Genomic DNA, 11,855 nt, shown 5'->3' with positions numbered 1-11,855 from the left:
GAGCGATCTTCAGGTCCGTAGCCGTTCCACCAGCGCCCGGGCGGCGGTGGTGACATCGTTCCAGGTCGTCTCGAATCCCTCGTCGTCACCGTAATAAGGATCCTGTACCGCCTGGCCTTCGCGACCTGGCGCGACATTCAACAAGAGATCAAGCTCGGCGGTCGAATCCGCCGGTGCGATTGCTTGCAGGTCGGCGAGATTATTGGCGTCCAGCGCGAAGATATGGGTGAATCGGCGAAAGTCCCCGGCGCTGACCTGCCGGGCGCGATAGTCCGAAATGTCGATACCGTGGCGCTTCGCCGTCGCCACCGCGCGGCGGTCGGGACCGGCGCCGATATGCCAGTCCCCCGTACCGGCGGAATCGGCTTCGACCGACAGTCCCGCGCGATCCGCTTCCGCGCGGAACGCCGCTTCGGCCAGGGGTGAACGGCAGATATTGCCGAGACAGACGAACAGGATGGCGGGCTTGGATGCGGTCATGCCCGACGGATACGCGGTGGCGACCGGTTTGTCGCGTTCCCCGGGTCCCTGATTGCGGCAAGCCATGCCGTCAGCGCGGCGTGAAATCCTCGACCAGGTCGTAGCGATCGCCCGGGAAGAGCTGCCGCGCGAAGGTGACCGCCGCGTCGCTCCGCCAGGTCCAGCGCTCGATCTGCAGGCAGGGCGAGCCGGCGCCGATATGGAGATGGCGCGCGACGGCGGGCGAGGCGGCAACCGCGCCGATCCGGTGACGCGCGTCGGTCCAGGGCACATGGCCGAGCAGCCAGGTGCCGGGCGCGACCTCGCCGAAGTCGATCTCCGCTGCCTCGGGCACGGTGCCCAAGGCGAGCCAGCGCTCTTCCCATCCAAAGGGTTGGGCGCTCGCCAGATGGATCCCGCAAAGACGCAGCCATCGCGCGGTGGCGCTCGCCTCGACCTCTCCCGGCGGGCTCATGTCGAGGCTCTTCGATACCAGTTTCCAGCGATAGGCCTCGCCGCGCGCCGCGATCAGCGCGCCGATATCCGGTACGCCGACCACAGCCGACTGGATGCGCGGATGTGCCACGAACGATCCGGCGCGGCGGCGGCGCTCGATCAGCCCTTCGCGCGCGAGGCGGCTGAGCGCCTTGTTCACGGTCGCGCGGGCGCAGCCATAGGTGACGACAAGCTCATGCTCGAACGGGATTCGCGTGCCGGGCGCCCATTCGCCTGATCGGATGCGCTCCTCGATATCGCGCCGGATGCGCGCCTCGATCGTCATCCGTCCATCAGGCGAGCGAGCACGGCCGAAAAGCGTCGCCGTGTTTCTTCGCCGCGCACATGCCTGCCACCCTCCACCAGCCGGGTGCCCCGGCGCCAGACACAATCTATCCCCGTGCGCGCCGCGAAAATCCAGCTGTCGAGCAGCCTGTCGCCCGAACGCGCGACAAAGGCGGGGTCGTCCGCATCGAGCGAGACCAGGTCGGCGGGACGACCGATCGCGATGCCTCCCTCGACACCCAGCGCGCGCGATCCGCCGGCCAGGGCGCCCGCGAACAATGTCGCGCCGATCGACGGGCGGTCGCCGGCAAGGACGCAGCGCTGGTGCAGGCTTAGTCGCTGGCCATATTCGAGCAGGCGCAGTTCCTCGGTGGCGGAGATCAGCACGTTGGAATCGCTGCCGATCCCGAAGGCGCCGCCTTCAGCGAGATAGGTGGCCGCCGGAAAGATGCCGTCGCCGAGATTGGCCTCGGTGATCGGACAAAGCCCGGCGATCGCGCCGCTACCGGCAAGAGTGGAGCGCTCCCTATCAGTGACATGAGTCGCATGAACCAGGCACCAGCGGGGGTCGACCGGCATTTCGCCCTGTAGCCATTCGACCGGCCGTCGGCCGCTCCAGGCCAGGCAATCGGCCACTTCCTTGCGCTGCTCGGCGATATGGATGTGGATCGGGTTGGTTCCCGCGAGCGACAGGATCGCGCGAAGCTCATCGGGTGTCGCCGCGCGCAGGCTGTGCGGTGCGATGCCGGCCACGGCGTCGGGCAGGGCCGCGACGGCGCCGCGGCTTCCGTCCAGCAATCGGGCATAGCCGTCGACATCGTTCAGGAAACGGCGCTGCGCGGCACCGGGCGCCATGCCGCCAAAGCCGCCATGGGCGTAGAAGACGGGCAGCAGCGTCAGGGCAATGCCGCTCGCCTGCGCCGCCGCCGCGACGCGTGCCGCCATCTCGGCCGGGTCGGCATAAAGGCGGCCATCGGGATCGTGATGGAGATAGTGGAACTCGCCGACCCGCGTGAAGCCGGCCTCGAGCATCTCGACATAGGCCAGCGTCGCGATCGCCTCGACATCCTCCGGGCCGAGCCGGTCGAGGAAGCGGTACATCAGGTCCCGCCACGACCAGAAATCGTCGCCGGTCGTGCCGCGCTGCTCGGCGAGGCCAGCCATGCCGCGCTGGAATGCATGGCTGTGGAGATTGGGCAGGCCGGGCAGGCCGATCGCATGGCGCTCGTCGCCGGCTGCCGGGTCGACACCGGTGGCGATGGCGGAAACCAGACCGTCTGAAATCTCCAGCCGAACCCGGTCGACCCAGGCGTTATCCACGAACGCGGTCTCGAACCACAATGCCGGCATCATCTTCTCCTGCCTGTCGGTACGAATATGTCTAGACATATTCATCGGATTGGCCAAGTCTGTATCGCATGACGACTCCGAACCATCCCCGATGCGACCGCCTGTGGCGCAATGCCCGGCTGGCGACCTGTGTGGGCGAGGGGCTCGGGCTGGTCGAGGACGGCATCGTCGCGGCGTGCGACGGGCGAATCACTTATGCCGGGCCGGCAAGCGGTGCGCCGGCCTTCGAAGCGGACGAGTCGATCGACTGCGAAGGCCGCTGGATCACGCCTGGCCTGATCGATTGCCACACCCATCTCGTCCATGCCGGCGACCGCGCGCGCGAGTTCGAGATGCGGCTGGACGGGGCAACCTATGAAGAGATTGCCCGGGCCGGCGGCGGCATCCGCTCGACCATGGCCGCGACCCGGGCCGCCAGCGAGGCGGAGCTTGTCGGGAGCGCTCTGCGCCGCCTCGATGCGCTGATCGCCGAAGGGGCGACGACCGTCGAAGTGAAGTCGGGCTATGGCCTGACGCTCGATGACGAACTGAAGATGCTGCGCGCGGCACGCGCGCTCGGCGAAACACGGCGAGTCCGTGTCCGCACGACCTTCCTCGGCGCGCATGCCCTGCCGCCCGAATGGGCCGGCGATCCCGACGGCTATGTCGATCTGGTCTGCGACACGATGATCCCGGCGGTCGCCGGGGCGGGCCTCGCCGATGCCGTGGATGCGTTCTGCGAGGGGATCGGCTTCACCGCCGCGCAGACCGAGCGCGTCTTTGCCGCCGCCACGGCGCAGGGCCTCCCGGTCAAGCTCCACGCCGAGCAACTGTCGAACCTGCATGGCGCTGCGCTCGCCGCACGCTATGGCGCACTGTCGGCCGATCATCTCGAATATCTCGATTCGGACGGGGTCGCGGCGATGGCGGTGAGCGGCACGGTCGCGACCCTTTTGCCCGGCGCCTATTATTTCGTGCGGGAGACGATGCTGCCGCCGATCGCCGCCTTGCGCGAGGCCGGCGTGCCTATCGCGCTCGCGACCGACTGCAATCCCGGCACCTCGCCGCTCACCTCGCTACTGCTGGTCATGAATATGGGCGCGACGCTGTTCCGCCTGACCGTGACTGAATGCGTGCGCGGCGTGACCGTCAACGCGGCCCGCGCGCTCGGCCTGCAGGACGAGGTCGGCACGCTTGAGGCGGGCAAGGCCTGCGATCTCGCCATCTGGGACGTGGGTCACCCGTCCGAACTCGTCTATCGCATGGGGTTCAACCCGCTCCATGCCCGTATCTGGAGTGGTCTATGAAAGCGATTGTCCTGAAGCCCGGCGCGGTGCCGCTGAGTGACTGGCGTGCGATTTATCGGGGTGCCGCCGTATCGCTCGATCCGGCGTCCGCCGGGGTGATCGCCGCCAGCGCCGCGGCGGTCGAACGGATCCTCGCCCGGGGCGAGCCGGTCTATGGCATCAACACCGGCTTCGGGAAGCTGGCCAGCGTGCGGATCGAGGCGGGTGATCTCGCCACGCTCCAGCGCAACATCGTGCTGAGCCATGCCGCCGGGACCGGAGGACCGTCGCCGGTGCCGGTGGTGCGGCTGATGCTGGCGCTTAAGCTGGCCAGCCTTGCCCAGGGCGCGTCGGGCGTGCAGCCGGCAACCGTCGCCCTGCTCGAAGCGATGCTGGCGCGCGGGCTGACGCCGGTGATCCCGGCACAAGGGTCGGTCGGCGCCTCGGGCGATCTCGCGCCGCTCGCGCATATGGCCGCGACGATGATCGGGGTCGGTGACATCCTGGTCGACGGGCAGCGGCTGCCGGCGGCCGAAGCGCTGACCGGCGCCGGGCTGGCACCGGTGACGCTTGGTCCCAAGGAAGGGCTGGCGCTGCTCAACGGCACGCAATTCTCCACCGCCAACGCGCTGGCCGGCCTGTTCGAGGCGGAATTGCTGCACCAGTCGGCGCTCGTCACCGGCGCGCTTTCGACCGAGGCGGCCAAGGGATCGGACACGCCGTTCGACCCGCGCATCCACACGCTCCGCCGGCATGCCGGGCAGATCGAGACTGCGGCGGCGCTGCGTACCCTGATGGCGGGCTCGGCGATCCGCGCCTCGCACGCGGTGGGCGATCCGCGCGTGCAGGACCCCTATTGCCTGCGCTGCCAGCCCCAGGTGATGGGCGCGGTGCTCGATGTGCTGCGCCAGGCCGCCGCGACGCTGGAGAACGAGGCGAACTGCGTCTCCGACAATCCGCTGATCTTCGCCGACACCGACGAAGCGCTGTCGGGCGGCAATTTCCACGCTGAACCGGTCGCCTTCGCCGCCGACATGATCGCGCTCGCGCTCTGCGAGATCGGCTCGATCGCCGAGCGGCGCATCGCGATGCTGGTCGATCCCGCGCTGTCCGGCCTGCCCGCCTTCCTGACGCCGCAGCCGGGGCTCAACTCCGGTTTCATGATTCCGCAGGTGACGGCGGCGGCGCTCGTCTCCGAGAACAAGCAGCGCGCCTATCCGGCGAGCGTGGATTCGATCCCGACCTCGGCCAATCAGGAGGACCATGTCTCGATGGCGGCGCATGGTGCGCGCCGGCTGCTCGACATGGCGGAGAATCTCGGCGCGGTGCTGGGCATCGAATTGCTCGCCGCCGTGCAGGGCTGCGAATTCCATGTCCCGCTCACCTCGTCCGCCTCGCTCGAGGCAGCGCGGGCGCGGCTTCGGCGCGAGGTGCCGTGGCTTGACCATGACCGCCACATGCATCCCGATATGGAGGCGGCGAACGCGATCATCCGCTCCGGCGCGCTGGTCGAGGCAGTGGGGATCGCCCTGCCGGGCGTGGCGGGATGAGCGTGGAGATCCGGCGCGGCACCGCGCCGCTCGTCGTCAGCTTTCCACATACCGGCACCGATCTTCCGGCGGAGATCGAGGCAGGATTCGTGTCGCCGTGGCTTGCGCGCCGCGATGCCGATTGGTGGATCGACCGGCTCTACGACTTTGCCGGCGATCTCGGCGCGACAACCGTCCGTACGACCGTGTCGCGCAGCGTGATCGACGTGAATCGCGATCCGTCGGGCGCGTCGCTTTATCCCGGACAGGCGACGACCGAATTATGCCCGACCACGAGCTTCGACGGCGGTCCGCTCTATCGTGTCGGGTGCCAACCCGATGGCGATGAGATCGCGCGGCGCCGTTCGCTATGGTTCGACCCTTATCACGAGGCGATTGCCGCCGAACTGGCGCGGCTGCGAAAGGAACATTCGCGCGTGGTGCTGTACGACGCCCATTCGATCCGCAGCCATATCCCCCGGCTGTTCGAGGGCGAATTGCCCCAGTTCAATATCGGCACCTTCTCCGGCGCGAGCTGCGATCCGGCGCTGGCCGGGGCGGTGGAGGCTGAATGCGTCGCATCCGGCATGGGCCATGTGCTGGACGGCCGCTTCAAGGGGGGCTGGACCACCCGTCATTATGGTCGCCCCCTGGACGGCATCCACGCGATCCAGATGGAGCTGGCGATGCGCGGCTATATGGCCGAGCCCGGGATGCCGGCGCCTGACATCTGGCCCACCCCGCTCGATCCCGAGATCGCCGCGCCGCTGCGCGCGACGCTTATCCGTATTCTGGAGGCGTGCACCGCCTTCGCGCTCAAGGACGTTTTATGACTCGTTTGGACAATAGCCGCATCATCCGCCCCGCCACCGGTACCGCCTTGTCGGCGAAGAGCTGGCTGACCGAGGCGCCGCTTCGGATGCTGATGAACAACCTCCACCCGGATGTGGCGGAGCGACCCGAGGAACTGGTGGTCTATGGCGGGATCGGCCGCGCGGCGCGGGACTGGGAGAGCTATGACCGGATCGTCGCGGCGCTGGCCCGGCTCGAGGATGACGAGACCTTGCTGATCCAGTCGGGCAAGCCGGTCGGCGTGTTCCGCACCCATGCCGATGCCCCGCGCGTGCTGCTCGCCAATTCGAACCTGGTGCCGCACTGGGCGACCTGGGAGCATTTCAACGAGCTCGATCGCAAGGGCCTGGCGATGTACGGCCAGATGACCGCCGGGTCGTGGATCTATATCGGCACCCAGGGCATCGTGCAGGGCACGTACGAGACGTTCGTCGAGATGGGGCGCCAGCATTATGGCGGCGACCTGAAGGGCCGCTGGCTGCTGACCGCCGGGCTTGGCGGCATGGGCGGCGCGCAGCCGCTGGCGGCGGTGATGGCGGGTGCCTCCTGCCTCGCGATCGAATGCCAGCCCAGCCGGATCGAGATGCGGCTACGCACCGGCTATCTCGATCGCGCCGCCGAGACGATCGACGAAGCGCTGGCGATGATCGAGCAGGCAAAGGCTGACGGAAAGCCGGTGTCGGTCGGCCTGCTCGGCAATGCCGCCGAAATCCTGCCTGAGCTCTACGCGCGGGGCGTGCGGCCCGATTTGCTGACTGACCAGACCTCGGCGCACGACCCGATCAACGGCTACCTGCCCGCGGGCTGGAGCGTCGCCGAGTGGATCGAGCGGCGCGAACGCGATCCGGAGAGCGTCGCCGTGGCCGCCAAGGCTTCGATGGCGGTGCACGTCCGCTCGATGCTCGATTTCCAGGCGGCGGGCGTGCCAACGGTCGATTACGGCAACAATATCCGCCAGATGGCGAAGGATGAAGGCGTGGCCAACGCGTTCGACTTCCCCGGCTTCGTGCCCGCCTATATCCGCCCGCTATTCTGCCGGGGCGTCGGCCCGTTCCGCTGGGTGGCGCTGTCGGGAGATCCGGAGGACATCTACAAGACCGATGCCAAGGTGAAGGAGCTGCTGCCGGACAACAAGCATCTCCACACCTGGCTCGACATGGCGCGGGAACGGATCCACTTCCAGGGGCTGCCGGCGCGGATCTGCTGGGTCGGGCTTGGCGACCGGCAGCGGCTTGGCATGGCCTTCAACGAGATGGTGGCGAGCGGCGAGCTGAAGGCGCCGATCGTGATCGGGCGGGACCATCTCGATTCAGGATCGGTCGCCAGCCCCAATCGTGAGACCGAGGCGATGCGGGACGGGTCGGACGCGGTGTCGGACTGGCCGTTGCTCAACGCCTTGCTCAACACCGCGTCGGGCGCGACCTGGGTGTCGCTGCATCATGGCGGCGGGGTCGGCATGGGCTATTCGCAGCATGCCGGCATGGTGATCGTCGCCGACGGCACAGAGGCTGCGGCGCGCCGGCTTGAGCGTGTGCTCTGGAACGATCCGGCCACCGGCGTGATGCGCCATGCCGACGCCGGATACGACATCGCCATCGACTGCGCCCGCGAGAAAGGCCTCGACCTGCCGTCGCTCCGCTGAGACTCCCCACCGGGCCGGTCCTATCCCCGGATTGCACCGTCCGATATGTGCGTATAGTCTGAGTTTCTATGACCAGACCTATATCGCGTGGGGAATATCCCGGTTGGGACGAAATGAGCCGGTTTAGAGAGCGCCCCGGCATGGGCCTGGACCAGCCCGTGCGACCGCTGCGAGCGGCCGCGTGAAGGCCAGCCAGCCCACGCTGGGCGCGCTGTTGCGCGCGCTTCGGTCGCGCAACAGCTGGACCCTCAAGGAGATGAGCGAGCATAGCGGCATCCCGATCTCGACCCTGTCAAAGGTCGAGCATGATCGCCTGACGCTGACCTATGACAAGCTCCTCCAGCTCAGCCAGCGGCTCAACATCCGCATGTCGGAACTGTTCGCGGAGAATGATGCCGGCGCCGAGCCGCCCATCACCGCGCGGCGCAGTCTCGGCGATCTCGATCACGCGGTGCGGGTGAACACCCGCAACTACGACTATTATTATCTCTGCACCGAGCTGCGGCGGAAGCGGATGATCCCGCTGATCACCCGTATCCGCTCGAAATCGGCCGAGGAATTCGGGGAACTGATCCATCATCCCGGCGAGGAATTCATCTACGTCGTCAGCGGGCGGATCGTGGTGCACAGCGAATTCTACGATCCGGTTGCGCTTGAGGAGGGGCAGTCCATCTACCTCGATTCAACCATGGGCCATGCCTATGTGACGGGCAAGGACTGCGAGGAGGCAGTCGTGCTGGCGGTCTGCTCCAGCGCGGAGGACGGCCTGATGGATTCGCTGCTGAACCTCCACGGCGACGACGTCGAATATGAGACCGCCAGGGCCTGAGGGCCGCCAGGCGCTGCAACAGGTTGCGTATCGATCGCTCCGGGCTCGTTTCCGGAAGGCGCTGTCCCGTGCATATCGTGAACGGGATGCCCGGTGTCGGTTGCGTCAAACGGCCGCGTGACGGCTCGTCAACTCGATTGGCTATAAATTTTCCAAATTAGCGATGATTTTCCATTTGGAGAATTCGTGTCATCCCCTGTAGCATTGGCAAGCAGCGAAGGGGCGGCTTTCGCTGACGCGCGATGGGGCGATTGCCCCGGAATTGGGGATGTCGATCCGAATGGCGAAGATTGATTTCCTCGTAGTAGGTGGAGGGATTGCCGGGGCATCGGTTGCCGCGACGCTTGCCGACGAAGCAAGCGTGACGCTGCTCGAGGCCGAGGAGCAGCCCGGCTATCATTCGACTGGCCGGTCGGCCGCTCAATTCTCCGAAATCTATGGAAACGCCGCGATCAGGGCGCTGTCCCGGGCAAGCCGGTCCTTCCTGTTCGATCCGCCAAAGGCTTTTACCGACCAGCCGCTGGTCAGGCCGCGCGGTACGCTGTTCCTCGCGTCGGAGGCGCAACTCGATACGCTTGCCGCCTTCGCCGCGCTTCCCGATGTCGCCCCGGCCACGCAGATGCTGACACCTGGGGAGATGAAGCTGATCTGCCCCGTGCTGCGCGACGACTATATCGCGGGCGGACTGCACGAGCCCTTGTCGACCGACCTCGAAGTCCATGAACTGCATCATGGATATCTCCGGCAGTTCCGGCAGCGCGGCGGCATCCTGCGTACCGATGCGCGCGTGTCCGCGATCGCCCGGCGCGCGGAGGGGTGGCGTGTCACCGCTGGCGCCGAGGAGTATGAGGCTGCCACATTGATCAATGCCGCCGGTGCCTGGGCTGACGAGATCGCCATCATGGCCGGGGTGCCGCCGATCGGGCTTCAGGCCCATCGGCGCACCGCAGCCCTGGTCGCCGTGCCCGCCGGCGTGGTCGCTGACGACTGGCCGTTGCTGATCGACATCGACGAGAACTTCTACGTCAAGCCGGACGCGGGCCTGCTGCTCCTGTCGCCGGCGGACGAGACCCCGACCGAACCGTGCGACGTCCAGCCGGACGACCTCGACATCGCCATCGCGGTGCACCGTGCCGAGGAAGCGATGGCGCTCGATGTGAGGAGCATCAAGCATAGCTGGGCGGGGCTCAGGAACTTCGTTCCCGATCGCACGCCGGTCGTCGGCTACGAACCTGGGGTGGAGGGGTTCTTCTGGCTGGCGGGGCAGGGCGGCTATGGCATCCAGACCGCGCCGGCGCTGGCACGTACCGCCGCCGCGCTCGCCCTGGGTCGGGATCTGCCGGACGATCTCGCCGCGTTCGGCGTGACGACCGCGGCGATCGCCCCGTCCCGGCTGCGCCCGCCGGCCAGCGCTCATTGACATTGATAACCGCTCGCAATAGCGGGTCTCTTGACCGAAAGGGCCCAGCTTGCGCGCAACCACACCCATCCGACGCGGCCCCGCGCGATGCTGATCGCTATTCCCGACCTGCTCTCGCCTGATCAGCTTGCCGGAATGCGCGTGATCATCGACGCTGCCTTATGGGTCGATGGCAATGTGACGTCGGGGCATCAATCGGCCCTTGCCAAGCGCAACGAGCAATTGCCCGAGGATTCGGACGCAGCGCGCCGCGCCGGGGCGATGGTACTCGATGCGCTCGCCGCGTCGCCCCTGTTCGTCGCGGCTGCCCTGCCGCTCAAGGTCTTCCCGCCCCTGTTCAATCGCTACGCCGGGGGACAGGCCTTCGATACCCATGTCGACAATGCGATCCGTATCAGGCGCGGCAGCGATTTCCGTATCCGCAGCGATCTTTCGGCAACGCTCTTCCTCGCCGATCCGGAGAGCTATGACGGTGGAGAGCTGGTGATCGAGGGGCAGTTCGGCGAGCAGATGGTCAAGCTGCCCGCCGGCCATATGGTGCTCTATCCCGCCTCGAGCCGGCACCACGTGACGCCGGTCACCCGGGGCACCCGCGTGGCGTCCTTCTTCTGGATTCAGTCGATGGTGCGCGACGAGAGCGCGCGCAATATCCTGTTCGACCTAGATTCCGCGGTGCAGGCGGTCGCGGGCGATCGCGGGCAGGACGATGCCGCGGTGGTACAGTTGACGGGGGTCTATCACAATCTGCTGCGCCGCTGGGCCGACGCCTGAAGGCGGGGCCTTAGCCGAGCATCTCGTCCAGCGCAGGCGACAGGATTTCGCGATATCCGGAGGCGTCCCGTATGACGAAGCGAACGGCGAGACCCTCGCGGATGGCCAAAGCTAGGCCCTCTTCCGGCCCGAGCACCGTCAATGCCGTCGCCCACGCATCGGCCAGCATGCAGCGAGGATTCAGCACGGTGACCGCGGCGATGCCGTTGGCCACGGGGCGGCGGGTCCGCGGGTCGATGCTATGGGCGTAGCGTCGCCCACCCGTCTCGAAGAAGCGCCGATAATCGCCCGAGGTCGCAACGGCGAGATCGTGCAATGCCACGCGCAAGGGGGCGATTCTTGCACCGGGCGGTGCTTCAAGCTCGACCCACCATGGTTCGCCGTCCGGCTTTACGCCTGCCCCGACCAGTTCGCCGCCAATCTCAGCGAGGAAATCGCCGGCGCCGAGGCCGTGCAGCGCGCGGGCCAGCGCGTCGACTCCGAACCCCTTGGCGATACCCGACAGGTCGAGCCGCACGTCGGCGGTTCGCCGCGCGCGCGTTTCGGAAATCTCCAGCTTCCGCCAGCCGACCGGTGCAGCCATCACCTCGGTTTCCGCCGGAAGGGCACCCCGGCCCGCTGGCCCGAAACCCCATAGGTCGACCAGCGCGCCCGCCGTCGGATCGAAGGCCCCGCCGCTCGCGCGGGCGACGGCCAGCCCCGCATCGAGCACCTGGAGGAGATCGGCCGGAAGCGCCTGCCACTGGCCCGGCGGCGCGCGGTTGAACCGGGACAGGTCGGAATCCGGTTCCCAGTTGCTCATCTCGGCGATCACGCCGTCCAGTGCGCGCTTGATCGCCGCGCGTATGTCGCTGGCCGGTCGCGGGGAGACGACCCGCGCCGACCAGCTCGTCCCCATCGTGTCGCCGCCGAACAGGGCGATCGTCGCCCCGGCGTCGCGTCGCCGGAACGACTCAGG

General features: G+C 67.7%; 11 protein-coding genes. 7 read left to right on the top strand and 4 right to left on the bottom strand.

The features are described 5' to 3' along the window. Positions 1–9 precede the first annotated feature (9 nt). The 3 genes from NDN01_RS16445 to NDN01_RS16435 form a co-directional block, all read right to left on the bottom strand. Positions 10–480, bottom strand: a complete 471-nt coding sequence (locus NDN01_RS16445) for a low molecular weight protein-tyrosine-phosphatase (protein WP_272622833.1) — start codon at positions 478–480, stop codon at positions 10–12. Positions 481–550: 70 nt separating this feature from the next. After that, positions 551–1,240: a UTRA domain-containing protein gene (locus NDN01_RS16440; protein WP_272622832.1), complete on the bottom strand. Its 690-nt coding sequence runs from the start codon at positions 1,238–1,240 to the stop codon at positions 551–553. After that, the gene (locus NDN01_RS16435) at positions 1,237–2,589 is read right to left on the bottom strand and encodes a formimidoylglutamate deiminase (protein WP_272628266.1); all 1,353 of its coding nucleotides are present in this window, start codon (positions 2,587–2,589) and stop codon (positions 1,237–1,239) included. Before NDN01_RS16435 ends, NDN01_RS16440 begins: the two co-directional genes overlap by 4 nt. A gap of 68 nt (positions 2,590–2,657) precedes the next feature. Here NDN01_RS16435 and hutI point away from each other — a divergent pair, with 68 nt between their 5' ends. The 7 genes from hutI (at position 2,658) to NDN01_RS16400 (ending at position 10,897) form a co-directional block, all read left to right on the top strand. Then, positions 2,658–3,875: an imidazolonepropionase gene (gene hutI / locus NDN01_RS16430; protein ID WP_272622831.1), complete on the top strand. Its 1,218-nt coding sequence runs from the start codon at positions 2,658–2,660 to the stop codon at positions 3,873–3,875. Next, positions 3,872–5,404, top strand: coding sequence for a histidine ammonia-lyase (gene hutH / locus NDN01_RS16425; protein WP_272622830.1), 1,533 nt, complete (start codon positions 3,872–3,874; stop codon positions 5,402–5,404). The genes hutI and hutH overlap by 4 nt, the downstream gene beginning before the upstream one ends. After that, on the top strand, positions 5,401–6,216 hold the full coding sequence (gene hutG, locus NDN01_RS16420; RefSeq protein WP_272622829.1) for an N-formylglutamate deformylase: 816 nt from the start codon (positions 5,401–5,403) through the stop codon (positions 6,214–6,216). Before hutH ends, hutG begins: the two co-directional genes overlap by 4 nt. After that, positions 6,213–7,877 carry a urocanate hydratase gene (gene hutU / locus NDN01_RS16415; RefSeq protein ID WP_272622828.1) on the top strand — a complete coding sequence of 555 codons (1,665 nt, stop codon included), beginning with the start codon at positions 6,213–6,215 and terminating at the stop codon, positions 7,875–7,877. Before hutG ends, hutU begins: the two co-directional genes overlap by 4 nt. A 181-nt stretch (positions 7,878–8,058) precedes the next feature. Beyond that, positions 8,059–8,706: a helix-turn-helix domain-containing protein gene (locus tag NDN01_RS16410; RefSeq protein WP_272622827.1), complete on the top strand. Its 648-nt coding sequence runs from the start codon at positions 8,059–8,061 to the stop codon at positions 8,704–8,706. A 280-nt stretch (positions 8,707–8,986) separates the two neighbouring features. Beyond that, positions 8,987–10,126, top strand: coding sequence for an NAD(P)/FAD-dependent oxidoreductase (locus NDN01_RS16405; RefSeq protein WP_272622826.1), 1,140 nt, complete (start codon positions 8,987–8,989; stop codon positions 10,124–10,126). A gap of 87 nt (positions 10,127–10,213) precedes the next feature. Beyond that, positions 10,214–10,897: a Fe2+-dependent dioxygenase gene (locus NDN01_RS16400; protein ID WP_272628265.1), complete on the top strand. Its 684-nt coding sequence runs from the start codon at positions 10,214–10,216 to the stop codon at positions 10,895–10,897. A gap of 10 nt (positions 10,898–10,907) precedes the next feature. Here the strand turns inward: NDN01_RS16400 and NDN01_RS16395 are convergent, their stop codons facing one another. Then, entirely contained in the window at positions 10,908–11,795 is an 888-nt protein-coding gene (locus tag NDN01_RS16395) for an FAD:protein FMN transferase (protein WP_272628264.1), read from the bottom strand. Between the last annotated feature and the right edge of the window lie 60 nt (positions 11,796–11,855).

The organism is Sphingomonas sp. QA11, assembly GCF_028473665.1.
Classification (GTDB): Bacteria; Pseudomonadota; Alphaproteobacteria; order Sphingomonadales; family Sphingomonadaceae; genus Sphingomonas; species Sphingomonas phytovorans.
This window is presented reverse-complemented; position numbering and strand designations above follow the sequence as displayed.